General features: G+C 71.7%; 26 protein-coding genes and 1 riboswitch. Of the genes, 9 read left to right on the forward strand and 17 right to left on the reverse strand.

Annotated elements, in window-relative coordinates:
- Positions 1–47: 47 nt before the first annotated feature.
- Genes ACFTXQ_RS14100 through ACFTXQ_RS14110 form a run of 3 tightly spaced genes read right to left on the reverse strand, consistent with a single transcriptional unit; the run spans position 48 to position 4,239 of the window.
- Positions 48–1,283 (reverse strand): hypothetical protein, encoded by a 1,236-nt coding sequence (locus tag ACFTXQ_RS14100; RefSeq protein ID WP_382640027.1) that lies wholly within the window; start codon positions 1,281–1,283, stop codon positions 48–50.
- Positions 1,280–3,037 (reverse strand): lipopolysaccharide biosynthesis protein, encoded by a 1,758-nt coding sequence (locus ACFTXQ_RS14105; RefSeq protein WP_382640029.1) that lies wholly within the window; start codon positions 3,035–3,037, stop codon positions 1,280–1,282. Before ACFTXQ_RS14105 ends, ACFTXQ_RS14100 begins: the two co-directional genes overlap by 4 nt.
- Positions 3,034–4,239, reverse strand: coding sequence for a glycosyltransferase family 4 protein (locus ACFTXQ_RS14110; RefSeq protein ID WP_382640130.1), 1,206 nt, complete (start codon positions 4,237–4,239; stop codon positions 3,034–3,036). Before ACFTXQ_RS14110 ends, ACFTXQ_RS14105 begins: the two co-directional genes overlap by 4 nt.
- Positions 4,240–4,410: 171 nt before the next feature.
- Here ACFTXQ_RS14110 and ACFTXQ_RS14115 point away from each other — a divergent pair, with 171 nt between their 5' ends.
- Positions 4,411–4,914 carry an adenylyltransferase/cytidyltransferase family protein gene (locus ACFTXQ_RS14115; protein WP_382640032.1) on the forward strand — a complete coding sequence of 168 codons (504 nt, stop codon included), beginning with the start codon at positions 4,411–4,413 and terminating at the stop codon, positions 4,912–4,914.
- On the opposite strand, the gene ACFTXQ_RS14120 is transcribed toward ACFTXQ_RS14115, so the two are convergent.
- Entirely contained in the window at positions 4,895–5,617 is a 723-nt protein-coding gene (locus tag ACFTXQ_RS14120; RefSeq protein ID WP_382640035.1) for a CDP-alcohol phosphatidyltransferase family protein, read from the reverse strand. The two genes, ACFTXQ_RS14115 and ACFTXQ_RS14120, sit on opposite strands and share 20 nt — an antisense overlap.
- A 52-nt stretch (positions 5,618–5,669) precedes the next feature.
- Complete coding sequence (glgX, locus tag ACFTXQ_RS14125) at positions 5,670–7,973, reverse strand: glycogen debranching protein GlgX (RefSeq protein WP_382640132.1); 2,304 nt, start codon at positions 7,971–7,973, stop codon at positions 5,670–5,672.
- A 273-nt stretch (positions 7,974–8,246) separates the two neighbouring features.
- On the opposite strand from glgX, the gene ACFTXQ_RS14130 reads away from it, so the two are divergent.
- The 6 genes from ACFTXQ_RS14130 (at position 8,247) to ACFTXQ_RS14155 (ending at position 14,865) form a co-directional block, all read left to right on the forward strand.
- Positions 8,247–9,467, forward strand: coding sequence for an Ig-like domain-containing protein (locus ACFTXQ_RS14130; protein ID WP_382640135.1), 1,221 nt, complete (start codon positions 8,247–8,249; stop codon positions 9,465–9,467).
- Positions 9,468–9,603: 136 nt separating this feature from the next.
- On the forward strand, positions 9,604–10,848 hold the full coding sequence (locus ACFTXQ_RS14135; RefSeq protein ID WP_382640038.1) for an Ig-like domain-containing protein: 1,245 nt from the start codon (positions 9,604–9,606) through the stop codon (positions 10,846–10,848).
- A gap of 87 nt (positions 10,849–10,935) precedes the next feature.
- Positions 10,936–11,703, forward strand: coding sequence for an enoyl-CoA hydratase/isomerase family protein (locus tag ACFTXQ_RS14140; protein ID WP_382640040.1), 768 nt, complete (start codon positions 10,936–10,938; stop codon positions 11,701–11,703).
- Between the two features lie 273 nt (positions 11,704–11,976).
- A complete protein-coding gene (locus ACFTXQ_RS14145; RefSeq protein ID WP_382640042.1) occupies positions 11,977–12,489 on the forward strand; it encodes an ATP-binding protein in 513 nt (170 codons plus the stop codon).
- Positions 12,490–12,883: 394 nt separating this feature from the next.
- Positions 12,884–13,681 (forward strand): polysaccharide deacetylase family protein, encoded by a 798-nt coding sequence (locus ACFTXQ_RS14150; RefSeq protein WP_382640045.1) that lies wholly within the window; start codon positions 12,884–12,886, stop codon positions 13,679–13,681.
- Complete coding sequence (locus ACFTXQ_RS14155) at positions 13,678–14,865, forward strand: YncE family protein (protein ID WP_382640047.1); 1,188 nt, start codon at positions 13,678–13,680, stop codon at positions 14,863–14,865. Before ACFTXQ_RS14150 ends, ACFTXQ_RS14155 begins: the two co-directional genes overlap by 4 nt.
- Positions 14,866–14,929: 64 nt before the next feature.
- Here ACFTXQ_RS14155 and ACFTXQ_RS14160 read toward each other — a convergent pair whose 3' ends face one another.
- Positions 14,930–16,168 carry a cytochrome P450 gene (locus ACFTXQ_RS14160; RefSeq protein ID WP_382640049.1) on the reverse strand — a complete coding sequence of 413 codons (1,239 nt, stop codon included), beginning with the start codon at positions 16,166–16,168 and terminating at the stop codon, positions 14,930–14,932.
- The gene (locus ACFTXQ_RS14165) at positions 16,149–16,937 is read right to left on the reverse strand and encodes a tRNA-dependent cyclodipeptide synthase (RefSeq protein WP_382640052.1); all 789 of its coding nucleotides are present in this window, start codon (positions 16,935–16,937) and stop codon (positions 16,149–16,151) included. The genes ACFTXQ_RS14160 and ACFTXQ_RS14165 overlap by 20 nt, the downstream gene beginning before the upstream one ends.
- Before the next feature lie 256 nt (positions 16,938–17,193).
- Here ACFTXQ_RS14165 and ACFTXQ_RS14170 point away from each other — a divergent pair, with 256 nt between their 5' ends.
- Positions 17,194–17,406: an EF-hand domain-containing protein gene (locus tag ACFTXQ_RS14170; RefSeq protein WP_382640054.1), complete on the forward strand. Its 213-nt coding sequence runs from the start codon at positions 17,194–17,196 to the stop codon at positions 17,404–17,406.
- Between the two features lie 79 nt (positions 17,407–17,485).
- Here ACFTXQ_RS14170 and ACFTXQ_RS14175 read toward each other — a convergent pair whose 3' ends face one another.
- Genes ACFTXQ_RS14175 through ACFTXQ_RS14195 form a run of 5 tightly spaced genes read right to left on the reverse strand, consistent with a single transcriptional unit; the run spans position 17,486 to position 20,686 of the window.
- Positions 17,486–18,022 (reverse strand): PadR family transcriptional regulator, encoded by a 537-nt coding sequence (locus ACFTXQ_RS14175; protein ID WP_382640056.1) that lies wholly within the window; start codon positions 18,020–18,022, stop codon positions 17,486–17,488.
- A gap of 33 nt (positions 18,023–18,055) precedes the next feature.
- Positions 18,056–18,877 (reverse strand): ATP-binding cassette domain-containing protein, encoded by an 822-nt coding sequence (locus ACFTXQ_RS14180; protein WP_382640058.1) that lies wholly within the window; start codon positions 18,875–18,877, stop codon positions 18,056–18,058.
- Entirely contained in the window at positions 18,874–19,623 is a 750-nt protein-coding gene (cbiQ, locus tag ACFTXQ_RS14185; protein WP_382640061.1) for a cobalt ECF transporter T component CbiQ, read from the reverse strand. Before cbiQ ends, ACFTXQ_RS14180 begins: the two co-directional genes overlap by 4 nt.
- 2 nt (positions 19,624–19,625) lie before the next feature.
- Entirely contained in the window at positions 19,626–19,991 is a 366-nt protein-coding gene (locus ACFTXQ_RS14190; protein ID WP_382640063.1) for an energy-coupling factor ABC transporter substrate-binding protein, read from the reverse strand.
- A complete protein-coding gene (locus ACFTXQ_RS14195; protein WP_382640066.1) occupies positions 19,991–20,686 on the reverse strand; it encodes an energy-coupling factor ABC transporter permease in 696 nt (231 codons plus the stop codon). The genes ACFTXQ_RS14190 and ACFTXQ_RS14195 overlap by 1 nt, the downstream gene beginning before the upstream one ends.
- 28 nt (positions 20,687–20,714) lie before the next feature.
- Positions 20,715–20,912: riboswitch (cobalamin riboswitch) on the reverse strand.
- A 114-nt stretch (positions 20,913–21,026) separates the two neighbouring features.
- Here ACFTXQ_RS14195 and ACFTXQ_RS14200 point away from each other — a divergent pair.
- Complete coding sequence (locus tag ACFTXQ_RS14200; protein WP_382640069.1) at positions 21,027–21,740, forward strand: flavodoxin family protein; 714 nt, start codon at positions 21,027–21,029, stop codon at positions 21,738–21,740.
- A gap of 5 nt (positions 21,741–21,745) precedes the next feature.
- On the opposite strand, the gene ACFTXQ_RS14205 is transcribed toward ACFTXQ_RS14200, so the two are convergent.
- The 5 genes from ACFTXQ_RS14205 to gcvT form a co-directional block, all read right to left on the reverse strand.
- Positions 21,746–22,276, reverse strand: a complete 531-nt coding sequence (locus ACFTXQ_RS14205; RefSeq protein ID WP_382640072.1) for a hypothetical protein — start codon at positions 22,274–22,276, stop codon at positions 21,746–21,748.
- 106 nt (positions 22,277–22,382) lie between these two features.
- The gene (locus tag ACFTXQ_RS14210) at positions 22,383–23,765 is read right to left on the reverse strand and encodes an L-serine ammonia-lyase (protein WP_382640074.1); all 1,383 of its coding nucleotides are present in this window, start codon (positions 23,763–23,765) and stop codon (positions 22,383–22,385) included.
- Between the two features lie 190 nt (positions 23,766–23,955).
- Positions 23,956–25,212: a serine hydroxymethyltransferase gene (glyA, locus tag ACFTXQ_RS14215; RefSeq protein ID WP_382640078.1), complete on the reverse strand. Its 1,257-nt coding sequence runs from the start codon at positions 25,210–25,212 to the stop codon at positions 23,956–23,958.
- A gap of 14 nt (positions 25,213–25,226) precedes the next feature.
- Positions 25,227–25,610 carry a glycine cleavage system protein GcvH gene (gcvH, locus tag ACFTXQ_RS14220; RefSeq protein WP_382640080.1) on the reverse strand — a complete coding sequence of 128 codons (384 nt, stop codon included), beginning with the start codon at positions 25,608–25,610 and terminating at the stop codon, positions 25,227–25,229.
- Positions 25,611–25,690: 80 nt separating this feature from the next.
- Positions 25,691–26,806, reverse strand: a complete 1,116-nt coding sequence (gcvT, locus tag ACFTXQ_RS14225; RefSeq protein WP_382640083.1) for a glycine cleavage system aminomethyltransferase GcvT — start codon at positions 26,804–26,806, stop codon at positions 25,691–25,693.
- Positions 26,807–26,864: the final 58 nt, after the last annotated feature.

Genomic DNA, 26,864 nt, shown 5'->3' on the forward strand with positions numbered 1-26,864 from the left:
AACGCCGGCGGGGCTGGATTTCGCTCCTGTGGTCCGCTTGGTGCGGGTCAGGCCGCTGCGGCGGCCGGCCGGGTCTCGTCCTGCGGAGTGGCGGCGTCGAGGCGGGCGGCTCGGTACCAGGCCGCCGCGGCCTTGAGGGTGGAGCCGGCCGCCAGGCCCCAGGCGGCGCCCAGGGCGCCGCCGAGCACGTACCCGCCCAGGAGCAGCCCCACCGACAGGAGGGAGAAGACCACCTGCAGGGAGAGGGTGGACTTCGGGGCCAGCACCCGCAGGGTGAGGAGGGCGGCCGTGCCGAGCCCCATCACCGCGTACTGCGCCCCCGTCGCCGGCAGCAGCGCGGACGCCGCCGTCCAGGTGTCGCCCAGGAGTTCGCGGCCCAGGTGGTCCGGGAGGAGGGAGAGGGCCGTGGCCCAGGCCGCGGCGACCGCCGCCAGCAGTGCGCCCAGCAGGGCCGTCGCCCGGATCGTGGCCCGCTTGCCGCCGAGGCGCCCGAGCACCGGCGGCCCGAAGGAGTTCGCCGAGTTGAACAGCACGTTCAGCGGGCCGGACAACGTGGTCGCACCCCGCAGTGCGCCGACCGCGAGCGGCGTCGCGAAGACGCCCAGGCCCAGCACGGCGAGCTGGCTGGAGCCGTTGCCCACCGCGAACTCGACCACGAACCGCTGCCCGAGGTGCCCCCGCCGCAGGTACGGCCGCAGATCGGCGCGGGAACCGCGTACGTACGGCCGCAGCAGCCACAGCCCGGCCCCCAGCGCGGGCAGCGCGGAGAGCCCCCAGACCAGCACCAGCCGCCCCGCGGACGCGCCGGCGGGCTGCACGGCCAGCGCCGCGACCACGCACACCAGCCGCAACCCGTCGGCGGCCAGCGCCCGTTCGGGGGCCCGCAGCGCGGAGAAGCAGTACCGCAGCCCGTCCTGCACCAGGACCAACGGCAGGACGAGGCCCAGCGCCAGGAAGGCCCGCCCCGTGGCCCCGGGGAGCACCAGGCCCACGAGGGCCAGCACCGCACCGGCCACCGCCGAGGCCGCGCCGGTGAAGGCGGCCGCCGACCGGCAGACCGCGCCCAGCCGTTCGGCCCCGCCCTTCTCCAGGACCAGGCTCTGGCCGACGTAGGCCATGTTCAGTCCGAGGAGCACGCTGAAGGCCACGTACACCATCGAGAAGTCGGCGAAGCCGGACGCCGAGGACAGCCGGGCGGCCAGCACCAGCACCAGGATGTTCGTGGCGCTGGACGCCGCCTGGTCGAGGACCGACGCGACCGCCGCGAGGCCGCGCCGGCTCACCGCCTGCCCATGCGTACGGTCCGCAGCGCGACCGTGTCCGTACCGTCGCCCGGGATGTGCTGCTCGGCCGCGGCGACCTCGTAGGGGATCGGCTGCGGCGCGGACCGCGTCGGCGCGGACGGCGGCGGACCGCCGGCCTCCGGACCGCCGCGGCCGCCCTTGCCGCGGCCGCGCTTCTCGCCGGGCAGCGGCGCGTGCAGCACCGCGCCCAGCACGGTACCGCCGGCGCCGCTGATCAGTTCGCGGATCCGCGACAGGTCGCTGCGGTGCACGGCGCGCGGGTCGCACACCACCAGGACGCCGTCGACGCGGTCCACGAGGGCGAGGGCGTCGGCGTACGAGAGCACGGGCGGCGCGAGCACGACGACGGTGGAGTTGGGGGAGTCGGCCTCGGAGATCAGCCGGGTGGCGCGCGGGGAGGTCAGCGCGCGGGCGACGTTGCGCACCCGCTCGCCCGGGATCAGGTCGAAGGCGCCGGACTCGCCCGCGTCCACGACCAGTTGGCGCCCGTCGGGCCACTCGGTGTCCGCGTGCTGCGCCGGGCGCTTGCCGGTGTCCGGGCCGCCGCCGGACTGGCTCCAGCGGGGCCGGGCGCCGGCGTCGGTCGGCAGCTGGCTGGCCAGCACCGGGGTGCGCAGGTCGGCCTCGATGAGCAGGACGTCCTTGCCGGTCTCCGCGAAGGAGGCGCCGAGGTTCACGGCGACCGCGGCGGCCGTCTCGCTGCTGCCGCGCGGGGCGACGACGAGCAGCCGGCGCCGGTCGGCGAAGCGGGAGTCGTAGGCGAGCCGGAACGCCACCGAGCGGTACTCCTCCGCCAGCCGTGGGTCGGCCTCCCCGGCCGCGAGGATCGGCCCGCCGCCCGTCTTGTCCCGCGGCAGGTAGCCGAGTACGGGCGCGCGCAGGGCCCGCGCCACATCGCCCTCGGAGCGCGGCGCCGGGTCGAAGACGAGCCGGACCCAGGCGGCGAGCAGGCCGAGGGCCAGGCCCACGGCCGCGCCGAGCGCAAGCGACATGGGGATGCCGGGGCCGTCGGGCGAGTGGGGCGGGGTCGCGGCGCTGGTGACCCGGCCCGGGGTCATGTCCAGGGTCTCCAGCTTGGTGATCTTGGTGTTGTAGCCGCCGACCTCGCTCTGGAGGTCGGTCTTGGTGGAGGTGGCGGCGTCGCGCGGGGCGCCGGCCGGCATCCGGGCGATCTCCTTGGTGAGCTCGTCGAGCTGCTTGGCGATCGGGTCGCGCTGGTCCTTGTAGCCCTTGACCATCTTGTCGCGGGTGGCGTCGAGGGCCTCCTGCCGCTTGAGCAGGTAGGCCTCGGTCAGGGCGTTGGCGCGCTTGGCGGCCTCCTGGGGGGAGTCCGCGGTGTAGGTGAAGCGGAGCACCATCGTCTGCGGCGGGTTGGTGACCTGGAGCCCGCTGCGCAGGGCGGCGAAGTCGGAGGGGCCGACACCGAGCTTCTTCGCGGCCTCGTTGGCTATGGAGGAGCTGAGCGCGACCTGCCGCTCCGAGCCGATGTTGATCGCCTTGTCGGGGGCGAGGCTCGGGTTGAAGGGGTCGTCGGTGGGCGCGCGCAGGACGACGTCGGTGGTCGCGACGTAGGTGTCGGCCGTGGAGATGCCCAGGTAGACGCCGCCCAGCAGGCCGATCCCGATGCCGGCGCCGATGAGCCTGCGGTAGCGCAGGAGCTGGCGGAACTGGTCTCTGAGGAGGTCGGGTTCGTCGTCGGCCGGTGCCGCTGCGGGGCGGTTCGTCTCGATCACGGGCGGGGACCCCCAAGTGCCTCGTCCATCAGTGCGTCGATGCGGGCCAGGCCCGCTTCGCGGCTCAGGTGGGCCGCGACGTGGCGGGGCCCGGCCGCTCCGAGCGCGTCCGCGCCCTCCGGGTCCTCGGCCAGGGCCCGTACGGCCTTCAGTAGGGCCTCGGGGTCCTCCGGCGGTACGAGCACCCCCGCGCCCGAGCGCTCCACCTCCTGGGCGGTTCCGCCCTCCGCCGCCACGGAGGCGACGACGGGCCGGCCGGCCTGGAAGTAGGAGGTGAGCTTGGACGGCACGCTCATGTCCATCACCGCCGCGTGCTGCGTGACCGCGAGCACGTCCGCCGCCGCGAGGATATCGGGGAACTCGCCGTCGGCGGCAGGGGGGATGATGTCTAGGTTGGGCACGTCGGCCGCGAGCTCGGCGAGGGCGGAGCGCTGGCTGCCGTCGCCCATGAGGACGAAGCGGACCTCGGGCTCCAGGCGGGCGGCCTCCACGAGGACCTCCAGGCCCTGCTTCAGGCCCATGTTGCCGGAGTGCAGGACCACCGTCTGGTCCGGGGCCCAGCCGAGGTGGCGGCGGGTCTCGCCGCGCGGTGTGGTGGGCACGGCCACGTGGGACCAGTTGGGGACGAGGCGGATCCGGCCGGGGTCCACGCCCATGCCGACGACCCGGTCCACGAAGGTCTCGTGGATGACGCCGACGAGCGTGGCCCGCTTGAGGGCGTACGCCTCGGCGCGGCCGGCTATCGCGGCCGCCTTGTCGCCGCCGCTTATGCCGCTCTGCGCGGCGGCGGCGCCCATCAGGTCCTGGACGACCGGGACGTAGGGGACCTTCCACCGTGCCGCGAGCCTGGCGGCGAGCACGCCGCCCGCCAGGCTGGGCATCTGGGCGAGGACGGCGTCCGGCTTCGGCATCCGGGGCGGGGCCACGGCGCCGTGCAGCAGAATCGATCCTTCGAACATGGCCCGCTTCACGGCGGTCTGGCGCGGCGGCACGGTGTGCGCACGCCGGTGCACGGTGACCCCCGCGCGCTGTTCCGTGCGCCGGAGCGCCCCCTTGTACTCCGGTTCGAGCGACCACGCCGGGTAGTGCGGCATGCCGGCGAGGACGTGGGTCTCGTGGCCGAGATCCGCCCAATGCTCCGCGATCTGGGTGGCGTACGGCCCGATCCCCGCGTGCTCCGGAGCGTAATTGGTGGAAACCAGCAGCAGGCGCCGGTGACCGGATCTGGACACTGAGCGTCCCCTTCTCCCCTGGATGATGCGCACGTCACCCTATTCGTTCACCGGCATGGTGCGGAACGTGCACGCTATTGTCTGCTAATCCGCCGCACCGGGGGGTGCGGCTGCTGGGGGTAACAGATGACGGAGCGGGACATGTCGGACCTTGGCGCGCCCGCGCGGACGGGCGCGCAGCGGGCGTACAGAATCGGCTACGCGCCGGGCGCGTACGACCTCTTCCACATCGGGCACCTCAACATCCTTCGGCACGCCCGCAGTCAGTGCGACTACCTGGTGGCCGGAGTGGTCTCCGACGAGATGGCCGAGCTCGCCAAGGGCCGGCGCCCGATGATCCCGCTGGTCGAACGCCTCGAAATCGTGCGCAGCGTGAAGTACGTCGACGCCGCCTTCGTCGAGACGGTCCCCGACAAGGTGGAGACCTGGCGGCAGGTCCGCTTCGACGTCATCTTCAAGGGCGACGACTGGCGGGGCACCCCCAAGGGAGACAAGCTGGAGAAGGACTTCGCCGCCCACGGGGTCGACGTCGTCTACTTCCCCTACACCGTGCACACGTCCAGCACCCAGCTGCGCCGGGCGCTGGACGCGCTCGCGGAACCGCTCGCCCCGGCGGACGGGCCGCTCACCGCGGAACGGCGCTGAGCTCCCGGAACCACTTCGCGAGGAACGCCACCAGGAACAGGGCGGCGACCACCCCGAAGCCGGCGTAGGCCCAGCGGAACAGCGTCCCGCCGCCGAGGAGCAGGAACACCCCGCAGAACACCCCGTAGTCCACGGGCAGCAGCGCCACCGCGCGCACGGTCGAGGGCGCCGCGGCGGGGCTTCCGGGGGCCGCCTTCGGCTTGAGCTTCTCGGTCAGCAGCCCGCCGAAGAAGGTGACGACCGCCGCCAGTTGGAAGCCGAGCGGCACCAGGAGCCAGCCGTGCGCCTGCGTCCCGTAGGCGTCCGGGAAGCGGTAGAAGGCGATCAGCACGCAGGTGTGCAGCGCGGTCAGCTTGGCGCAGTCCACGACGTGGTCGAGCCACTCGCCCGCCGGGCTGCCGCCCCCGCGCAGCCGGGCCAGCTGTCCGTCGGCCGAGTCGAACGCGAACCCGACGGCGAGCGCCGCCCACACGGCGAGCCCCAGCCCCCACGACGGCGCGGCCAGCGCGACCGCGGCCACGGCGGCGAAGCTGAAGGCGGCGCTGACCAGCGTCACCTGGTTCGGCGTGAGCCCGAGCGCGTACGACCCCGCGGCCAGGAACCGCCCGGCAGGCCGGTTGACGAACCGGGAGTAGAGCGAGACGCCCTTCGCCGACTTCTGCGCCCCGCGCAGCTCCCGCAGCGCCGTACCGACACTCGCCATGCGTGCCCCTGTTCGTGTGTTCGTGTGCTCATGTGTTCGCAGGAAGGCCACATCATTGCAGGCCCGCGGACACCACCACCCGCAGCAGCACCACCGAGCGCGCCGGGACCGTCAGCGTCTCCCCGCCCCGGTGCCGGGTGCCCGGGGGCGTGGCCTGGTCCTCCCGCGAGGTGTCCAGGACGAGTTCGTACGCCTCGGCCCAGGGCGCACCCGGCAGCAGCCACGCCACCGGCCGGTCCCCGGTGTGCAGCACGGCCAGGAAACTGTCGTCCACCACCTGCCGGCCCCGCTCGTCCCGGCCCGGAATGTCCCGCCCGGACAGGTACATGCCCAGCGAGGCGGCCGGCGCGTACCAGTCCCGCTCCGTCATCTCCGCGCCCGCCGGGGTGAACCAGGCCAGGTCCCGCAGGCCGTCCGCACCCTGGGGTCGGCCCGAGAAGAAGGCCCGCCGGCGCAGCACCGGATGGGCCTGGCGCAGCGAGATCAGCCGCGCCGTCAGCGCGAACAGCTCCCGCCACGCCGGGTCCTCCAGCAGCCGCCAGTCCACCCAGCCCGTCTCGTTGTCCTGGCAGTACGCGTTGTTGTTGCCGCCCTGGGTGCGCCCGAACTCGTCCCCCGCCACGAGCATCGGCACGCCCGTGGACAGCAGGAGGGTCGTGAGCAGGTTGCGCAGCTGACGGCGCCGCAGCACCCCGATCCGCGGGTCGTCGCTCTCGCCCTCCGCCCCGCAGTTCCACGACCGGTTGTCATTGGTCCCGTCCCGGCCCGCCTCCCCGTTCGCCTCGTTGTGCTTGCGCTCGTAGCTGACCAGGTCCCGCAGCGTGAACCCGTCGTGCGCCGTCACGAAGTTCACCGAGGCGTACGGCCGCCGCCCGCCCCACGCGTACAGGTCGCTCGACCCCGACAGCCGGTACCCCAGATCCCGTACGTCGGGCAGCGCGCCCCGCCAGAAGTCCCGTACGGCGTCCCGGTACCGGTCGTTCCACTCCGTCCACAGCGGCGGGAAGGCCCCCACCTGATAGCCGCCCGAGCCCACGTCCCACGGCTCCGCGATCAGCTTGACCCGCCGCAGCACCGGGTCCTGGGCGATGACCGCGAGGAACGGCGACAGCATGTCCACGTCGTGCATCGAGCGGGCCAGCGCCGCCGCCAGGTCGAAGCGGAAGCCGTCCACCCCCATCTCGGTGACCCAGTAGCGCAGCGAGTCCGTGATGAGGCGCAGCACGTGCGGGCGACCGGCGTGCAGGGTGTTCCCGCAGCCCGTGTAGTCGGCGTAGCGGCGCTGGTCCGACTGGAGCCGGTAGTACCCCCGGTTGTCGATCCCGCGCAGCGACAGCGTCGGGCCGAGCTCGCCGGCCTCCGCCGTGTGGTTGTAGACCACGTCGAGGATCACCTCGATGCCGGCCGCGTGCAGGGCGCGCACCATCCGCTTGAACTCCCCGACCTGCTGCCCGGCGGTGCCGCTCGCCGAGTAGCCCGCGTGCGGGGCGAAGTAGCCGATCGAGTTGTAGCCCCAGTAGTTGCGCAGGCCCCGGCGCAGCAGGTGGTCCTCGTGCGCGAACTGGTGCACCGGCAGCAGCTCGACGGCCGTCACGCCCAGCTTCACCAGGTGCTCGACCGCCGCCGGATGGGCGAGGCCCGCGTACGTGCCGCGCAGCTCCTCGGGAACACCCGGATGGCGCATCGTGAAGCCGCGCACGTGCAGCTCGTAGATCACCGAATCGGCCCACGGGGTCTTCGGCCGGACGTCGTCCGCCCAGTCGTCGTCATCGTGGACGACGACCCCCTTGGGGACGAAGGGGGCCGAATCCCGGTCGTCGCGCACGGTGTCGGCGATGTACTGCTGCGGCCAGTCGCGGACGTGCCCGTAGACCTCCGGCGGCAGGGCGAAGTCGCCGTCCACGGCCCGGGCGTACGGGTCCAGCAGCAGCTTCGCCGGGTTGTGGCGCACGCCCGTCCAGGGATCCCAGCGGCCGTGCACGCGAAATCCGTAGCGCTGCCCGGGGCGCACGCCCGGCACGAAGCCGTGCCAGATCTCGTGCGTGAGCTCCGTCAGGGAGCAGCGGGTCTCCGCCCCGCCCTCGTCGAAGAGGCACAGCTCCACCGCCTCGGCGCCCTGGGCCCACAGCGCGAAGTTGGTGCCCGGCGTCCCGTCGGGGCCGTGGTGGAAGCGCGCCCCGAGGGGATGCGAGGATCCCGGCCACACCGGTGGGCCCGGGCGCGCGGAGGCACGTAAAACCTGCCCTCTGACCTGGCCGTTCGGCTGCCCGTTCGGCTGCCCGTCGGGCCTGCCGTCCGGCCGCCCGTCCGGCCGCCCGTACGGCCTGCCGTCGGGCCGGTCGTCGGTCTGCGGCACGGGCGCGGCCCGGCCGCCCCGCACCACGCCGGCGGCGTTCCCGCCGTTCCCGACGGCTTCCACCGCCTCTTCCTGCTCGGCTGCGCTCGACACTGCCCGCCTCCACGGCTCCTGGGTACCTGCGGGGGAGGCGAGTGCGGCCCCGGCGTCCCGGCCAGGGCCCGCCCCCGTCTGGTCCTTCCCACTGTTCTGCCCGGACTGTTCTCCCCGGAACGTGCGTCCCGCTCACGTTTCCCCCGGAGGGCCCCCGTCGTTGGAGGGATCGTGACACTTCTGACGAGGCGGGCAGGGGCGGGCTTGGCCGCCGTGGCGGTGTGGGCGGGCCTGCTCGGCGGCCTGGCCGGATGCACCGAGGGGGGCCGGTCGCCGGTCGAGATCGAGCTCCCCGGCAAACCCCGCTCCCCGGACGAGGCCATCCGGATCACCCCCGACGACAACGCCAAGGGGGTCCCGGCCGACGGACGGCTCATGGTCACCGTGCCCGAGGGCCGGCTGGAGCGGGTCGTGGTCACCAAGGTGGAGGACGCGCAGGAGGAGAAGGTCCCCGGCGCCATCGCCGAGGACGGGCTCAGTTGGAGCCCCGACGAGTCGGCCGGCCGGCTCGCCCTCGCCGCCAAGTACACCGTGGACGCCGTCGCCCTCGACGGGCACAACCGCCGGCAGGCCCGGCACACCACCTTCACCACCTACGTTCCCGAGGAGCGGTTCATCGGCTACTTCAAGCCCGAGCACCGCTCGACCGTCGGCACCGGCATGATCGTCTCCTTCAACTTCAGCCGGCCCATCGAGCGCCGCGCCGAGGTGGAGCGGGCCATCACCGTCACCTCCGACCCGCCCGTCCAGGTCGTCGGTCACTGGTTCGGCAAGGAGCGGCTCGACTTGCGGCCCAAGGAGTACTGGAAGGCAGGCACCGAGGTCACCGTGAAGGTCAACCTCCGCGACGTCGAGGGCGCGCCCGGTTCGTACGGGATCCAGGCCAAGACGGTCACCTTCACCGTCGGGCGGTCCCAGATCTCCACCGTGGACGCGACCGCGCACACCATGGAGGTCCGCCGGGACGGGGAGCTGCTGTCGACCGTGCCCATCAGCGCCGGTGCGCCCAAGACCACCACCTACAACGGGAAGATGGTGGTGATGGAGATGTTCGACGTCACCCGGATGAACGGCCAGACCGTGGGCTTCGGCGGCGAGTACGACATCCCCGACGTCCCGCACGCCATGCGGCTCACCTCCTCCGGGACCTTCCTCCACGGGAACTACTGGCTCAGCCCCGACACCTTCGGCAAGAGCAACATGAGCCACGGGTGCGTGGGCCTGCGCGACGACAAGGGCGGCGGCTCGGACACCCCGGCGGGCTGGTTCTTCGACCGGACCCTGGTCGGGGACGTGGTGGAGGTCGTGAACTCGCAGGACAAGACGGTGGCCCCCAACAACGGTCTGGGCGGGTGGAACATGTCCTGGGCCGACTGGGTCGCCGGGTCCGCCATCGCCTGACCGTCACGCGTGACCGGGCCGGCGCCGGCGGCCGGCCCCCGCACTTGGGACGGAACGGTGACAAGACCGTGTTTTTTCGTAGTGTCCCCATGTGATTACCTGTCGACAAGCGCGCGACTGCCCGCGCGCGGGGGACATGGGGAGAACACGAGTGAACCTGCAGCCGATACGCGGCCGAGCCCGCACCGGCCTGCCGGCCCTTCTGCTGGGGGCGGCCCTGCTGCTGACCACCGCGTGCAGCGGTGGCGGAGGAGGCAACAGCAGTGGCAGCGGCGGCGACAACGCCGGGGGCGGTGCCGCGAAGCCGGGCACCGAGGCGTCGAAGGCCGTCGTCAACGTCAAGCCGGACGACGGGTCCAAGGAGGTCGCCACCAGCGGCATCCTGAAGGTGACCAGCACCGGCGGAAAGCTCACCACGGTGACCGTCGCCGACACCAAGGGCAACGCGGTCGAGGGCAAGATCGCCGCCGACGGCGCGAGCTGGGAGCCCGCCCGCAACCTGGCCTCCGCCACCGAGTACAAGGTGCACGCGGTCGCCAAGGACGAGGCCGGGCGGGAGTCCGCCAAGGACACCACGTTCACCACGCTCACCCCGCAGAACACCTTCGTCGGGCACTACACGCCCGAGGACGGCGAGACCGTCGGCGTGGGCATGCCCGTCTCCATCAACTTCACCCGCGGCATCACCAACACCGAGGCCGTCGAGAAGGCCATCACGGTGACGGCCGAGCCGTCCGTCCCCGTCGAGGGCCACTGGTTCGGCAACGACCGCCTCGACTTCCGCCCCGAGAAGTACTGGGCCGCGGGCACCAAGGTCACCGTGAAGCTCGCCCTCGACGGGGTCGAGGGCCGCCCCGGCGTCTACGGCAAGCAGACCCGTACGGTCACCTTCACCATCGGCCGCTCCCAGGTCTCCACCGTCGACGCGAGCGCGCACACCATGGAGGTCGTCCGCGACGGCCAGGTGCTCAAGAACCTCCCCATCACCGCGGGCGCCCCGTCGACGACCACCTACAACGGCCAGATGGTCATCAGCGAGAAGTACAAGGTCACGCGGATGAACGGCGCGACCGTCGGCTTCGGCGGCGAGTACGACATCTCCGACGTCCCGCACGCCATGCGGCTGTCGAACTCGGGCACCTTCGTCCACGGCAACTACTGGGCCTCCTCCGGCACGTTCGGCTCGGAGAACGTCAGCCACGGCTGCGTCGGCCTGAAGGACGTCCGCGGCGCCGGCGACGGCAACCAGCCCGCCGCCTGGTTCTTCGACGAGTCCCTGATCGGCGACGTGGTCGTCGTGAAGAACTCCAAGGACAAGCAGATCGCCCCGGACAACGGCCTCAACGGCTGGAACATGGACTGGGCGGAGTGGATCAAGTAGTCCCGTCCGTCGCGTAGCCCAGGTGGCCCGGTGCTGTGACCCACAGCACCGGGCCACCTTCGGTTAACCGGCGCTAACCTTCCCCGTATGACCATCTCTCTCGAAGTCTCCGAAGGCGTCGGCACCATCCGCCTGGACCGGCCGCCCATGAACGCCCTGGACATCGCCACCCAGGACCGGCTGCGCGAGCTCGCGGCGGAGGCGACCGACCGGGCCGACGTCCGCGCGGTCATCCTCTACGGCGGCGAGAAGGTGTTCGCGGCGGGCGCGGACATCAAGGAGATGCAGGTGATGGACCACGCGGCGATGGTCGCCCGGTCCCGCGCCCTGCAGGACGCCTTCACCGCCGTGGCCCGCATCCCCAAGCCCGTCGTCGCGGCCGTCACCGGCTACGCGCTGGGCGGCGGTTGCGAGCTCGCGCTGTGCGCCGACTACCGGATCGCCGCCGACAACGCGAAGCTCGGCCAGCCCGAGATCCTGCTCGGCCTGATCCCGGGCGCCGGCGGCACCCAGCGGCTGTCCCGGCTGATCGGCCCGTCCAAGGCCAAGGACCTGATCTTCACCGGGCGCATGGTCAAGGCCGACGAGGCGCTCACCCTGGGCCTGGTCGACCGGGTCGTCCCCGCCGCCGAGGTGTACGAGCAGGCGCACGCCTGGGCCGCGAAGCTGGCGCAGGGGCCGGCGATCGCGCTGCGCGCCGCCAAGGAGTGCGTGGACGCGGGCCTGGAGGCGGACATCGACACCGGCCTCACCATCGAACGCAACTGGTTCGCGGGCCTGTTCGCCACCGAGGACCGCGAGCGCGGCATGCGCAGCTTCGTCGAGGAGGGCCCGGGCAAGGCCAAGTTCCTCTAGCGGGAGCCCCGTTCGGGGCCCGTCCGGGCCCCGTCCGGGCCCCGTCCTCCCTGCGGGTGGATTAGCCAGGGCTTAAGGCAACCTTAAGCGCGATCCGTGATCGACTCACGGTGATCGTCACGATGCGCTACGTAACAGCAGGTCAATTGCGGTATACCCACCCTCCCGTTGCCTTCCGCATATGACAGGACACCCTCTCGGAATCCTTGATCCCGGAGGGTGTTTTCCTGCGGAACGGCCCGGAGGGGCGGGCGGGCCGTCCATGATGGGTGCATGGCGGGCCTGGAGGGTGTGGAACAGCCGCGGCAGCGCAGCAGCGCTTCGGCCGTACGGCTCACGGCGGCACTTGAGGACGAACAGGGCATCAAGGCGCTGGAGTTGCACGGGAACCCGGCCGAGGCGGAAGTGACGCTGCCGTCCCTGCCCGAGTCGGCCGGCACCGCGCGCAGGCTCACCCAGTGCGTGGTGATCCGCCTCTGGGGCCTCTCCCCGCAGATCGCCGAGCACGCCGTCCTGTTGGTCTCCGAGCTCGTCGGCAACGCGGTCCGGCACACCGGCGCCCGTTCCTTCGGCTTACGGATGCTGCGGCGGCGCGGCTGGATCCGGGTCGAGGTGCGCGATCCCTCGCGCGGGCTGCCGTGTCTGATGCCGGTCCACGAGCTGGACACCACCGGCCGGGGGCTCTTCCTCGTCGACAAGCTCTCCGACCGCTGGGGCGCCGACCTGCTGCCGCGCGGAAAGATCACCTGGTTCGAGATGCGGGTCGCGGACCGCCAGAGCGGCTGAACCCGGAACCGGAGCGGAAATGCCTGAAGCCCCCGGGGCGCCGTGGTGGGGCGGTGCGGGGGCTTCATGGGTGTGCCGAGGATCAAAGGGGGTGTGTGATCCTCGGCAGGGCGACTTCGCTCGGGTCAATGGGAAGCCGTGGTTCCGACTATGGCAGACGAGGCCCCAAACGCCAAAAGTCCCTACTCGGACATAAGTGTGCAAATAGTAAGAGTTTCGCGCTAAATCCTAGGTGAGGTGGGCCACTCGCCTCACAATCAATGAACAACGGGCGACCGCTGTGCGTAATTCGTTGATCAGATAGCGGACAGGCTCGTCTCGGCCCCCATCTCGGCGAACGTCCCGAATTGGGTCAATCATTACCTTCCGGGTCTACCGGCCCTTAAATGGGCAGGTGCTCTCACATCCAGGCCGCCGGGCGGCCCTGCGCGCGGCCGGTCTCGGGGTGGCAGGCGCCGCCACGGCGGGCCTCACCGCCGCCTGCGGAACGGGCCGCCCCGGTACCGCGCCCACCGCCCCGCCCCCGGGTCCGGCCAAACCGGCCCGCCCGGCGCAGGCGGCCCCGGCCCTCCCGCGCCGCTTCCCCGGCCAGCCCGTCGAGATCGGCCACGGCCCGCGCGACCGCCCCCGGGTCGCCCTCACCTTCCACGGCAACGGGGACCCCGCCATCGCCCGGGCGGTGCTGGCCGAGGTGGAAAGGGCGGGCGCGCGGGTCACCGTACTGGCGATCGGCAGCTGGCTCGACGCCCACCCGGAGATGGCCCGCCGGGTCCTCGACGGCGGCCACGAGCTCGGCAACCACACCCAGCGCCACCTCGCGATCAACGCCCTGCCCGAGGCGGAGGCGTACGCCGAGATCACCGGCTGCGCCCAGCGGCTCAAGCGCCTGACGGGATCCATCGGCACCTGGTTCCGGCCCTCGCAGACCCAGTACGCGTCCCCGCTCGTCCAGAGGCTGGCCCAGCGGGCCGGCTACCCGCACGTCCTCTCGTACGACGTGGACTCCCTCGACTTCACCTCGCCCGGCGCCGCGGCCGTCATCCGCACCGTCACCGGGACGATCCACGGCGGATCGGTGGTGAGCCTGCATTTCGGCTACGCGGACACGGTCGACGCGATGCCACCCCTCCTCGAAGAACTCGCGCGCCGCAAGCTGCGCGCGGTGACCACCACGGAGCTGCTGACGCCATGAAGACCACCCGCCTTCCCCGGAAGGCCACCGTGCTGCTGGCCGGTCTGGTCCTCGCCGCCCTGGCCGGCTGCGGATCGGCCGACAAGGGACCCGCCGAGGCGCTCGGCACCAAGGGCCCGGCCAAGCCCGCCAAGGCCGTTCCGGCCGCCCCGCCGGGTCTGGCCGGCATGCCCCCGCTCCTCGACCCCCACGACGTCTACGCGGCGGACCGCCCGAACAAGCTCTCCCCGGTGGTCAAGGACTTCCCCTCGCGCGTCTACGTGCCCAACACCAACTCCAACACGGTGTCCGTCATCGACCCGGCGACCTACCAGGTCATCGACACGATCCCGGTCGGCGTCCAGCCCCAGCACGTGGTCCCCTCCTGGGACATGAAGACCCTGTGGGTCAACAACAACCGCGGCCACACGCTCACCCCGATCAACCCGGCCACCGGCGAGGCCGGACCGGCCGTCGAGGTGCACGACCCGTACAACCTGTACTTCACCCCGAACGGGAAGTACGCGGTCGTCATGGCCTCCATGGACAAAGAGCTGGTCTTCCGCGATCCGCACACTATGGACCGAGTGAAAACCGTCCCCGTGACCTGTTACGGCGTCAATCACGCGGACTTCTCCGCCGACGGCCGGTACTTCATCGTGAGTTGCGAGTTCTCCGGCGAACTGCTCAAGGTCGACACGGAGAAGATGGAGGTCATCGGTCAGCAGAAACTGCCGTTCGAGGGCGCCATGCCGCAGGACGTCAAGGTCTCCCCGGACGGAAAGACCTTCTACGTCGCGGACATGATGGCCGACGGCATGTGGGTGCTCAGCGGGGACAAGTTCGAGACCCCCAAGCTGCTGCCCACCGGCAAGGGCTGCCACGGCCTCTACGTGAGCCGCGACTCCAAGGAGATGTACGTCTCCAACCGGGGCGAGGGCAGCATCTCCGTCTTCGACTTCCCGCAGAACAAGCTGACCAAGAAGTGGGAGCTGCCCGACGGCGGCAGCCCCGACATGGGCGGCGTCTCCGCCGACGGCAAGGTGCTGTGGCTCTCGGGCCGCTACAACTCCGAGGTCTACGCGATCGACACCACCACCGGCAAGCAGCTCGCCCGGATCCCGGTGGGCGGCGGCCCGCACGGGCTCGCCGTGTACCCGCAGCCCGGCCGCTACTCGCTCGGCCACACCGGCATCTTCCGCTGAGCACGGCCGCTGAGCACGGCGGTGCCCCGGGAGCTCGCACAGCTCCCGGGGCACCGTCGTGTCATCACCAGGCGACCGGGAGCCGTTCCGGCAGCCGCTTGATGAAGCCCGTACGCCACACGAGGTTCTCCGCGGGAACGGCGAGGCGGAGCCCGGCCAGGCGCTCCACCAGCACCTCCAGGGCGATCTCGGCGTGCGCGCGGCCCAGCGCGGAGGCCGGGCAGAAGTGCCGGCCCGCGCCGAAGGCCAGATTGGCGTTCCTGCTCTCCCGCTCCAGGTCGAGCACGTCCGGGTTCTCGAAGGCCTCCGGGTCGAAGTTGGCCCCCTCCAGGAGCACGAGAACGAGCTCGCCCTCCTTCACCAGCACGTCGCCGACCTGCACGTCCGCCAGCGCGATGCGCGGCAGGCCGTCGCCGACCGACAGGTTCCAGCGCAGCAGCTCGTCGACCGCCTTGCCCATGCGCTCGGGGTGCTTGCGCAGGTACCCGATGAGCTCGGGCTTCTGCAGCAGCGCGAGGACCGCGAGGGTGAGGAAGGCCGACGTGGACACCGCGCCCGCCCCGAAGAGCGAGACGGCGACGGTCGCGAACATCTCGTCGGTCAGGTGCGCGGACTCCGGGTCCGCCTCCTTCAGCTCGGCGAACTTTCCGAGGAGCCCCGTACGCTCCTCGGCGGGCCGGGCGAGCTGGGCGCCCAGCTGTTCGACGAAGTAGCCGACGTCCTTGTACCAGTTGAGGGCCGAGTCGGCGAACGGCTCGCGTGCGGTCATGAATGCGACGTCCAGCCCCGACATCAGCCGGCGCCAGTCCTCGAAGGGGACTCCGAGCACCTGGCAGTGCAGCGCCGCCGAGAAGGGGTCGGCGAAGCCCGCCCGGAGGTCGGCCGGGCCCCCCTCGGCCACGAGCCGGTCGATGAGCTCGCCGGCCGTGGCGCGCAGCCAGTCCTGGAGCCCCTTCTGGCGGGGGTTGAGCGCCTTCATCACGGCGTTGCGCAGGCCCGCGCTGTTGATGTTGCCCATGTTGTTGACGACCTCGGGCGGGATCGTCAGCGCGTACTGGCGCGGGACGCCGGCGTTCGCCGTGTCCTTGAGGCTGAACCGCTCGTCCTCCAGCACCTGCTTGGCCAGCGCGTAGCTGCTCACCAGCCAGGCCGGGTCACCGGTGAGGGTGCGGACCTTGGCGACCGGGGCCTTCTCGCGGAGCCACGTGCACTCCTCCGGGAGCACGTCACCGCGCCGCGAGAGCGGGAAGTCGAGGAGGGGCTGCTCCTGCGTCCCCCGGCCCTCAAGCTGCTCGACGCTCATCGACGATCCCTTCGGTCGGTGCGTGGTTCACGTGGTTCACGGTGTTCGTGGTGCGGGTGCCGCTCCCGGGCCGGTCCGCGGCCTCGGGCCGGACGACGGCGTACGCCTGGTTGCGGGTCGCGCGCAGGCCCCCGCCGCGCGCGTAGAGGACGTCCGTCAGCGGCATCTTGACGTGGTAGGCCGCCACGGAGGACGGCACGTCGAGAATGCTCGGGGTGTCCACGAAGAACGGCAGCTCGGCCGCCATGTAGTCGAAACAGACCTGCAACTGTTCGTCCGTGATGGATTCACCTTCCGGCAACTTGGAGCCGACAAAATGCAAGGCCATCCTCTCGCAGCCCTTGCGGAATTCGTCGTCGGTCTCCAGGAAATGCAGTACGCGCCGGTGCAATAGTTGGTAAACGGGGTTCGCCTGGAACTCCGAAAGTGCCCTCACGCGGATTTCGGCCTGTGGAGGTCCTGATTCCTCCACGCCCTTGAGTATCCGCCGCCGCACCGCCTTGATCTCCTTCGTGGCACGCTTCTCCGCATGCTCCCGGGTGTAGCCGAAAGCGGCGAACATCCGGTCCACGTGGAGGTCTGCGTAGACGAAGTCGACCTGCGCGAAGCGGGTCGTGGCCCACTGGGCGAGACTGGCGATGCGCTCGGAGCTGAAGTAGCTGTTTCCGGGACTCACTCCGATGAGCACATGGTCGCCGTCTTCCCAGATATGGCGGCAGGTGCGGGTGAAGGGCAGAACTTCGAATGATGCGTCGGCTGTGATCGTCACCTGTGTGATCGCCCTTGTTGCCGCTTGTCCCTGGGAGCCCTGCGCTCCTGGTGTGGCGGCAATGCCGGTACGTTATGCCGTGATCCCGGAGCGTGACAAGTGGGGGCTGGATTTGTTGGCTGGAATTATCGCTTCCGCATCGCGGAAGGGGAATTTGGAATATCTATCAGCCGCTCGAACGGGACCCGGGGAGGGGGCGGCCGGGGGAGGCCGCTACCCTGAGCCGGTCAACAAGCACCAAGAAGGGGTGGACCCAGTGGCGGACATCGAGAGCGCACGGGCTACGTTCGACAAGTTCGACGTGAACGGTGACGGCTTCATCACGGCCGACGAGTACAGCGCGGCCATGAAGGCCATGGGTGACGCGTACGTCACCGCCGCGGTCGCGGACGCGGTGGTCGCCGCCAAGGACACCAACGGCGACAAGCTGCTGAGCTTCGACGAGTTCTGGGCCTCCCTGGACAAGTAACACCCCGCCACCCCGCCGCACGCCCCCTCCCCGCCCGACCTGCCGGGGCGGGGGCGCGGCCGGGCGTTCGCCCGGCAGCTCAGGACATGTCCTCGACCTCGGCGAGGGCCTCCTCCAGCCAGTGCAGCCAGAACGTCTCCAGGGCGATCCCGCCGTGCAGGACGAGCCGCCGCAGCCGGTCCTCGACGGCGTCGCGCTCCGCCGGGAAGTCCTTCTCCTCGATGGCCTCGTACTGCGCCAACTGGCGCCGGTGCAGCTCCAGGTGGCGCCGCAGCTCGGGCCCGAGCCCCTGCGGCCCCACGACGCCGGCCGCCCGGATCCGCAGCAGCAGCGGGTCGCGCATCGGCTTGGGGTCCTGGCTCTCGCCGACCCACCGGGCGAGCTCCGCGCTGCCGGCGGGCAGGACCTCGTACTCCTTCTTCTGCCCGCGCACGGGTGCCTCGCTGGGCAGCGCCCGGATCAGCCCGGCCTCCTCCAGGCGGCCGAGTTCGCGGTAGATCTGCTGGTGCGTCGCGGACCAGAAGTATCCGATCGACTTGTCGAACCGCCGGGTCAGCTCCAGCCCGGACGAGGGCTTCTCGAGCAGGGCGGTGAGGATGGCGTGGGGCAGCGACATGCCGCCATCCTAGGTAGGCGTTCCGTCCGGTGGTCAGCGCCAGCTGGACAGGGACTCCGGGCGGCGGGGGCCGGGGGCGCCGTCGGCCAGGAAGCCGTGGGCGCGCAGGAAGGCCGTCACCGCCGGGGACCACGCCTGGCGGAGGCCCGCCGAGGCCAGGAGCGCCGGGTCCGAGAGCAGGTCCGCGGCCGGCCCCGTGCGGATGCCGACCGGGGTGAGGACCGCCGCGTCGTCGGCCCAGCGGACCGCGAGGTCCACGTCGTGCGTGGCCATGACCACCGTGGTGCCCGCCGAGCGCAGTCCCGCCAGCACGTCCAGCAGCCGCTCCTGCCCGTCCGGGTCCAGCCCCGCCGTCGGCTCGTCCAGGATCAGCACCCGCGGGGCCATCGCCACCGCCCCCGCGATCGCCGCCCGCTTGCGCTGCCCGTAGGAGAGCAGGTGCGTCGGCCGGTCCCGCAGCCCCGCGATGTCCAGCGCGGCCAGCGCGGAATCGACCCGCTCGCGGACCTCCGCCACCGGCAGCCCCAGGTTCATCGGCCCGAAGGACACGTCCTGCTCCACCGAGGCCGCGAACAGCTGGTCGTCCGGGTCCTGGACCACCAGCTGCACCGCCGTCCGCAGCCGGGTCAGGCCGGCCCGGTCGTGGGTCACCGCCTCGCCGTCCAGCCGCAGCGCGCCCGAGCCCGGCCGCAGGCCCCCGCTCAGCAGCCGCATCAGCGTGGTCTTGCCGCTGCCGTTGCGGCCCAGCAGGACCAGCGCCCGGCCCTCGGCGATCCCGAAGTCCACCCCGGACAGCACGGCGGGCCCGTCCTCGTACGCGTAGCCCGCGCCCACCAGTTCCACCAACGGCCTCACAGGTACAGCTCCTTCAGTACGAGGGTCATGGCCACCAGGGCCGCCAGCAGCGCGCCGGACGCCGCGAGGAACCGCCAGGACAGCGCCGCCTCCGGTACGAGCACCCGCAGCGTGCCGTCGTAGCCGCGCCCGGCCAGGCCCGACTGGAGCCGCGCCGCGCGGTCGAAGGCCCGTACGAACGAGGTCGCGGCGAGCCCTGCCAGCGAACGCCACGCCGCGGCCCGGCCGGTGGTGCCCAGGCGGGCCGCCTGTGCCTGGCGGACGCGGGCGATCGAGTCGAGCAGCAGGAACCCGATCCGGTACATCACCAGGGCCACGTCCACCACCGGGGCCGGCACCCCAGCCCGCACCAGCCGCGGCAGCACGTCCGAGACCGGGGTGGTGAACGCGAACAGCAGCACGCCGAGGGAGGCCGCCGAGGTGCGCAGCAGCAGCTCCACAGCCTGCCGGGGCCCGTCGGGGGCCAGGGCGACGAACCCGTCGGGCCCGCCGACGGCGAACAGCAGCGGCAGCGCCCCGGTGAAGCAGAACCCGAGCGGGATCCGGAAGGCCCGCCACAGCTGCCGCCCGGCCACCCCGGCGGGCCCGAGGAGCACGGCGAGGGTGGCGGCGGCGACCAGCGGCCCGCCGGGCCACGGCGGCAGGCACACCGCGGTGACGGTCAGCCCGATGCCCAGCAGGGCCTTCTCCAGCGGGTGCCGGCGCCGCCAGCGGCCGGCGTGCGCCGCCGCGTCGATCGGCAGCACCCCTACGCCTCCGGCGCGGGGACGGCGGCCGACGCCGAACCCTCGGCCGCACCCGCGGCGGCAGCGGCAGCGGCGGCACCCTGACGGCGGCCCTTGCGGACGCCGAAGTAGTAGGCGAGCACGCCCGCGCCCAGGGCCGCCTGGAGGGCGAACAGCGCCGACTCCACCTCCCCGGACGGGGGCTCGTACAGCGGCGAGAACCACGGCTCGTAGTCGGGCTCCAGCTCGGTGATGGCCGACTCGGCCTGCGCGTCGGAGCCCGTGAACGGCTCCTCCTTGTCGTCACCCAGCCCCAGCGCGAGCGGGAGCACGGCCAGCGCCGCGACGAGGAGCAGCAGCAGCGTGTTGATCTTCGCGTTCCTGGACATCAGGCCGCCGCCTCCTGCTTCGACCCGGCCGGGGTGAGCTTCGCGACGCCGAGCCGGACCAGGTCCGACTTGCTGGACTGCATCAGCAGCCGCATCACGAGCACGGTCAGCAGGCCCTCGCTCACCGCGAGCGGGATCTGGGTCAGCGCGAAGATCTCGGCGAACTTCACGAGCGAGCCGGTGAACCCGGTGGCCGCGTCGGGGAAGGCCAGCGCCAGCTGGACGGAGGTGACGCAGTAGGTGACCAGGTCGGCGAAGAAGGCGCCGAAGAACACGGTCACGAGCAGCGGCACGCCGGTCTTGCGCAGCAGGCGGTAGACCCCGTAGCCCGCCCAGGGGCCGGCGATCGCCATGGAGAAGACGTTGGCGCCGAGGGTGGTGAGCCCGCCGTGGGCCAGCAGCAGTGCCTGGAAGAGCAGGGTGATCGTGCCGAGGACCGCCATGATCGGCGGCCGGAAGAGGATGGCCCCCAGTCCCGTCCCGGTGGGGTGGGAGCAGCTGCCCGTCACGGAGGGGATCTTCAGCGCGGACAGGACGAAGGTGAACGCGCCGGACGCTCCGAGCAGCAGCGTGCTCTCCGGGTTGGCCTTCACCTCACGGGTGAGGGCGCGCACGCCGTGTACGACGAAGGGAGCGGACGCGGCGCCCCAGGCGACCGCGTGCAAAGGGGGCAGAAACCCCTCGGCTATATGCATGAGTGGGGAGACCTCTCCAGCACCTCGTGGATGGACAACGCGCCCCGGCCGGTCTCCTGGCTCACGGGTGCTCATGCCCGGTCCCCGCCTTCCCGGGGCCGTGCGGTCTCCCGCGCGGGCCCAGTGGCTTCCCGCTGGGGAGTGGAGCCGGACTTCCCGATCACAGTGGCGAGGGCCGCACCGGTTTCCCACCGGTTTCCCGAACACCAAGGCCCGTTGACCCTAGTCGGCCGCGCGGACCGGTCACAACTCGGGCACGCGGCGCGGCCGGCCGGGCGGGCGTTCCCCGGACGGGCGCGGCCGGGTGGCGGCGCGGTCCCCACCCGCGGAGGCTGGGGGTGTGGCTGCCGACTACTCGTACCCGGACCTCACCGCCGTCTACGTGAACTGCACGCTCAAGCGCTCGCCGGAGACCAGCAACACCGAAGGCCTGATCGACAAGAGCCGCGCCGTCATGGAGTCGGCCGGCGTCCGGACCTCGCTCATCCGGGCCGTCGACCACGACATCGCCACGGGCGTCTGGCCGGACATGACCGACCACGGCTGGGAGAGCGACCAGTGGCCGGTCCTCTACAGCCGGATCATGGACGCCGACATCCTCGTGCTCTGCGGGCCGATCTGGCTCGGCGACAACAGCTCGGTGATGAAGCAGGTCATCGAGCGGCTCTACGCCTGCTCCTCGATCCTGAACGAGCAGGGTCAGTACGCCTATTACGGGCGCGTCGGCGGCGCGCTGATCACCGGCAACGAGGACGGCGTCAAACACTGCGCCATGAACATCCTCTACAGCCTCCAGCACCTCGGCTACGCGATCCCACCGCAGGCCGACGCGGGCTGGATCGGCGAGGCCGGACCCGGGCCCTCCTACCTCGACCCGGGCTCGGGCGGCCCCGAGAACGACTTCACCAACCGCAACACCACCTTCATGTCGTGGAACCTCATGCACCTGGCCGCCCTCCTCAAGCGGGCGGGCGGGATCCCGGCGCACGGCAACCAGCGTTCGCTGTGGGACGCCGGCTGCCGTTTCGACTTCCCCAACCCCGAGCACCGCTGACGGTGCTAGCAGCGGTTCAGGCGCGCGATGTCGATGACGAACCGCTCGGGGGAGTGCAGGACGAAGGTGCGGTAGTACGGAGTGGTGTCGAAGGCGGCGCCGAAGGTCACGTACCCCTCGAAGTCGCCGGTGAGGGCGAGGCCCTTGAGGACCGGCAGATGGATCCTGGCCAGCTTGGGGCCCTTGTAGACGGACCGGCCGGCGTCGTCGTGCGCGGCGGCCGGGTGGAAGCGGATCTGCAGGAAGGACTTCCCGGGCAGCGGTACGGGCTTGCCGGACCCGTCGTAGACCAGCCGGGGGACGGAGGTGACGGTGACCGGGGGCACGTGGCCCCGGAGGTCGATGACGATCCGGTCGAAGGCGGGGTGCCCGCCCCAGCGGGCGTTGACCACCAGTGCGGTCCGGGTCTGTGCCGGGGTGGTGGTGCCGGTGGTGGTCGTGGTGGCGGTGGCGGCCGGAGCGGCGAGCGCGAGTCCGGCGGTGAGCAGGACACCGGAGGCCAGGGCCACGATCCGGCGGAGATGCGTGTGGATCATGACGTCCCCTCGATTCACGAGAGACGGGGACTGGTACACAACAGGGGACGCCAGGACCGGAACCTTTGGTTCCGCCCCCTGCGTCCCCTGTCGCGGAGCTACCGGATCAGCACTCGATGACGTTGACCGCGAGGCCGCCGCGGGCCGTCTCCTTGTACTTGACCTTCATGTCGGCGCCGGTCTCCTTCATGGTCTTGATGACCTTGTCCAGGGAGACCTTGTGGCTGCCGTCGCCGCGCATCGCCATCTTCGCGGCGGTGACCGCCTTGACGGCCGCCATGCCGTTGCGCTCGATGCACGGGATCTGGACCAGGCCGCCGACCGGGTCGCAGGTCAGGCCCAGGTTGTGCTCCATGCCGATCTCGGCGGCGTTCTCGACCTGCTCCGGGGTGCCGCCCAGCACCTCGGCCAGGGCGCCGGCCGCCATCGAGCAGGCCGAGCCGACCTCGCCCTGGCAGCCGACCTCGGCGCCGGAGATCGAGGCGTTCTCCTTGAACAGCATGCCGATCGCGCCCGCGGCGAGGAGGAAGCGGACCACGCCGTCCTCGTCCGCGCCCGGCACGAAGTTCACGTAGTAGTGCAGGACCGCCGGCAGGACGCCCGCCGCGCCGTTGGTGGGGGCGGTGACGACGCGGCCGCCCGCCGCGTTCTCCTCGTTGACGGCCATCGCGTAGATCGTCGTCCACTCGCTGCGGTGCATCATCGGGTCGCCCTCGGTGCGCAGCTGGCGCGCCGTGGAGGCCGCCCGGCGCTTGACGCGCAGGCCGCCCGGGAGGATGCCCTCGCGGGACATGCCCCGGGAGACGCAAGACTGCATGACCCGCCAGATCTCCAGGAGGCCCTCGCGGATCTCCTCCTCGGTGCGCCAGGCCTTCTCGTTCTCCAGCATCAGGGAGGAGATCGACAGGCCGGTCTCGTTCGCGAGGCGCAGCATCTCGTCGCCGGAGCGGAAGGGGTACTTCAGCACGGTGTCGTCGAGCTTGATCCGGTCCTCGCCGACCGCGTCCTCGTCCACGACGAAACCGCCGCCTACCGAGTAGTAGGTCTTCTCCAGCAGCGGGGCGCCGGCGGCGTCGTACGCGAAGAGCGTCATTCCGTTCGCGTGGTACGGCAGCGAGCGGCGGCGGTGCAGGATCAGCTGGTTCGGCTCGTCGAAGGCGATCTCGTGCACGTCGCCTATCTCCGCGCCCAGCAGGCGCAGGCGGCCGCTCTTGCGGATGCGCTCGACCTCGTCGTCCGCCGTCTCCACGTTCACCGTGCGGGGGGAGTGGCCCTCCAGACCCAGCAGCACCGCCTTGGGGGTGCCGTGGCCGTGGCCCGTCGCCCCGAGGGAGCCGAACAGCTCGGCCCGGACGGAGGCCGTCTGGGCGAGTACGCCGTCCTTCTTCAGCCGCGTCACGAACATGCGTGCCGCGCGCATCGGGCCGACCGTGTGGGAGGAGGACGGGCCGATGCCGATGGAGAAGAGGTCGAAGACGGAGATGGCCACTGGCGGACTCCCTTGTCTGCTCGTGGGGTGGGAGGGGGCAGGAGAGGCGGTTTGTTCGGATTTTGTCCGACAGACGAGCTTAACGTGGCGAGGTGAACGGCTCGTCCGCGCTCGAAGATCCACCCGGGCCCTGGTCATGAGGAGGGCCCGGCCCTGTGCGGAACAAGGCCGGGCCCTTCCGAGCCGCTGCCTAGAGCGACGGGTACAGCGGGAACTTCGCGGCGAGCGCGGAGACGCGCGCCTTGAGGTCCGCGGCGTCGTAGGTCGGCTTGAGCGCCTGCGCAATGATCTCGGCGACCTCGGTGAAGGCCTCGGCGTCGAAACCGCGGGTGGCCAGGGCCGGCGTACCGATGCGCAGACCCGAGGTGACCATCGGCGGCCGCGGGTCGTTCGGGATGGCGTTGCGGTTGACCGTGATGCCGACCTCGTGGAGGCGGTCCTCGGCCTGCTGGCCGTCCAGCTCCGAGTTGCGCAGGTCGACCAGGACCAGGTGCACGTCGGTGCCGCCGGTGAGGACGTCCACGCCCACGGCCTTGACGTCGTCCTGGACCAGGCGCTCGGCGAGGATCTTCGCGCCGGCCAGGGTGCGCTCCTGGCGCTCCTTGAACTCGGGCGAGGCCGCGACCTTGAAGGAGACGGCCTTGGCCGCGATCACGTGCTCCAGCGGGCCGCCCTGCTGACCGGGGAAGACCGCGGAGTTGATCTTCTTGGCCAGCTCCTGCGTCGACAGGATGACACCGCCGCGCGGACCGCCGAGGGTCTTGTGCGTGGTGGTGGTGACGACGTGGGCGTGCGGCACCGGGTTCGGGTGCAGACCCGCGGCGACCAGGCCGGCGAAGTGCGCCATGTCGACCATCAGGTACGCGCCGACCTCGTCCGCGATGCGGCGGAAGGCGGCGAAGTCCAGCTGGCGCGGGTAGGCGGACCAGCCGGCGACGATCAGCTGCGGCTTGGACTCCTTGGCGAGGCGCTCGACCTCGGCCATGTCGACCTCGCCGGTCTCGTCGACGTGATACGGGACCACGTTGTAGAGCTTGCCGGAGAAGTTGATCTTCATGCCGTGGGTCAGGTGACCGCCGTGGGCCAGGTTCAGGCCCATGATCGTGTCGCCCGGCTTCAGCAGCGCGAACATCGCGGCGGCGTTCGCCTGCGCACCCGAGTGCGGCTGGACGTTCGCGGCCTCGGCGCCGAACAGCGCCTTGATGCGGTCGATCGCGATCTGCTCGACCACGTCGACGTGCTCGCAGCCGCCGTAGTAACGGCGGCCCGGGTAGCCCTCGGCGTACTTGTTGGTCAGGACCGAACCCTGGGCCTCCATGACGGCGACCGGAGCGAAGTTCTCCGACGCGATCATTTCGAGGGTCGACTGCTGGCGCACGAGTTCGGCGTCGACGGCGGCGGCGACGTCCGGGTCGAGCTCGTGGAGAGGGGTGTTCAGCACAGACATCAGGAGTCCCTGGGTCAGTTGTCGGAGTGGGTGAGCGCGGCGTACTCCTCGGCGGAGAGCAGGTCGGCCGGCTCCTCCGCGACGCGCACCTTGAACAGCCAGCCGCCTTCGAACGGGGCGGTGTTCACCAGGGCCGGGTCGTCCACGACGTCCTGGTTGAACTCGACGACCTCGCCGGTGACCGGGGAGTACAGGTCGCTGACCGACTTGGTCGACTCCAGCTCGCCGCAGGTCTCGCCCGCGGTCACCGTGTCGCCTACGGCGGGGAGCTGGGCGTAGACGACGTCACCGAGCGCGTTGGCCGCGAACTCCGTGATGCCGACCGTCGCGACGCCGTCCTCGGCGTCCGACAGCCACTCGTGCTCCTTGCTGTAACGCAGCTTCTCGAGGTTGCTCATGGCCTGATTCTCCTGGATGCGGGGGAGTGAATACGAACAGTGGTCTTGCGGGCTGAGACGGGTCGAGCGCGGTACGAGCGTTACTTCTGCCGCTTGTAGAACGGCAGGGCCACGACCTCGTACGGCTCATGCGTACCGCGAATGTCGACGCCGACGCCGGAGGTGCCGGGCGCGGCGTGCGCCGCGTCCACGTACGCCATCGCGATCGGCTTGCCCAGCGTCGGGGAGGGGGCGCCGGAGGTGACCTCGCCGATCACCGCTCCACCGGACACGACGGGGAAGCCGGCGCGCGGGACGCGGCGGCCCTCGGCGATCAGGCCGACCAGCTTGCGCGGCGGGGTGCCGGCGGCGCGCTCGGCGGCGGCCTCCAGCGCGGCGCGGCCGACGAAGTCGCCCTCCTTCTCGAACTTCACGACGCGGCCCAGACCGGCGTCGAAGGGCGTGAGGGAGGTGCTCAGCTCGTGCCCGTACAGCGGCATGCCCGCTTCCAGGCGCAGGGTGTCGCGGCAGGACAGGCCGGCCGGGACCAGGCCGACGCCCTCGCCGGCCTTCGTCAGCGCCTGCCACAGCTCCACGGCGTGCTCGGGGGAGACGAACAGCTCGAAGCCGTCCTCGCCGGTGTAGCCCGTACGCGCGATCAGCGCGGGCACCCCGGCCACCGTGCCCGGCAGGCCGGCGTAGTACTTGAGGCCGTCCAGGTCGGCGTCCGTGAGGGAGGCGAGGATGCCGGGGGACTCGGGGCCCTGGACGGCGATCAGCGCGTACGCGTCGCGGTCGTCGCGGACCTCGGTGTCGAAGCCGGCGGCGCGCTCGGTGAGGGCGTCGAGGACGACCTGGGCGTTGGAGGCGTTGGCGACGACCATGTACTCGGTCTCGCCCAGGCGGTAGACGATCAGGTCGTCGACGATCCCGCCGTCCTCCTGGCAGATGTGCGTGTACCGGGCCCGGCCGACGCCGACGGTGGAGATGTTGCCGACCAGCGCGTAGTCCAGGGCCTTGACGGCCTCCGGGCCGGTGAGCGTGATCTCGCCCATGTGGGAGAGGTCGAAGAGACCGGCCTTGGTGCGGACGGCGTTGTGCTCGTCGCGCTCGCTGGCGTACCGCAGCGGCATGTCCCAGCCCGCGAAGTCGGTCATGGTCGCACCGAGCGAACGGTGCACCGCATCGAGGGCGGTCAGACGGGGGGCAGTGCTCATGGGTGTGGCTCCCGGGTCCCAGGGCATGACATGACGAGGAGGGTCCTCCCCATCTGTC

This window comes from Streptomyces sp. NPDC057010, from assembly GCF_042673805.1.
GTDB lineage: Bacteria > Actinomycetota > Actinomycetes > Streptomycetales > Streptomycetaceae > Streptomyces.

Excerpts from the sequence above, each read along its gene's own strand:
- ACFTXQ_RS14115 (WP_382640032.1), top strand. The coding sequence starts at position 4,411 with ATGTCGGACCTTGGCGCGCCCGCGCGGACGGGCGCGCAGCGGGCGTAC.
- ACFTXQ_RS14120 (WP_382640035.1), bottom strand. The coding sequence starts at position 5,617 with ATGGCGAGTGTCGGTACGGCGCTGCGGGAGCTGCGCGGGGCGCAGAAG.
- ACFTXQ_RS14135 (WP_382640038.1), top strand. The coding sequence starts at position 9,604 with ATGGGGAGAACACGAGTGAACCTGCAGCCGATACGCGGCCGAGCCCGC.
- ACFTXQ_RS14140 (WP_382640040.1), top strand. The coding sequence starts at position 10,936 with ATGACCATCTCTCTCGAAGTCTCCGAAGGCGTCGGCACCATCCGCCTG.
- ACFTXQ_RS14145 (WP_382640042.1), top strand. The coding sequence starts at position 11,977 with ATGGCGGGCCTGGAGGGTGTGGAACAGCCGCGGCAGCGCAGCAGCGCT.
- ACFTXQ_RS14155 (WP_382640047.1), top strand. The coding sequence starts at position 13,678 with ATGAAGACCACCCGCCTTCCCCGGAAGGCCACCGTGCTGCTGGCCGGT.
- ACFTXQ_RS14160 (WP_382640049.1), bottom strand. The coding sequence starts at position 16,168 with ATGAGCGTCGAGCAGCTTGAGGGCCGGGGGACGCAGGAGCAGCCCCTC.
- ACFTXQ_RS14175 (WP_382640056.1), bottom strand. The coding sequence starts at position 18,022 with ATGTCGCTGCCCCACGCCATCCTCACCGCCCTGCTCGAGAAGCCCTCG.
- ACFTXQ_RS14190 (WP_382640063.1), bottom strand. The coding sequence starts at position 19,991 with ATGTCCAGGAACGCGAAGATCAACACGCTGCTGCTGCTCCTCGTCGCG.
- ACFTXQ_RS14195 (WP_382640066.1), bottom strand. The coding sequence starts at position 20,686 with ATGCATATAGCCGAGGGGTTTCTGCCCCCTTTGCACGCGGTCGCCTGG.
- ACFTXQ_RS14205 (WP_382640072.1), bottom strand. The coding sequence starts at position 22,276 with ATGATCCACACGCATCTCCGCCGGATCGTGGCCCTGGCCTCCGGTGTC.
- glyA (WP_382640078.1), bottom strand. The coding sequence starts at position 25,212 with ATGTCTGTGCTGAACACCCCTCTCCACGAGCTCGACCCGGACGTCGCC.
- gcvH (WP_382640080.1), bottom strand. The coding sequence starts at position 25,610 with ATGAGCAACCTCGAGAAGCTGCGTTACAGCAAGGAGCACGAGTGGCTG.
- gcvT (WP_382640083.1), bottom strand. The coding sequence starts at position 26,806 with ATGAGCACTGCCCCCCGTCTGACCGCCCTCGATGCGGTGCACCGTTCG.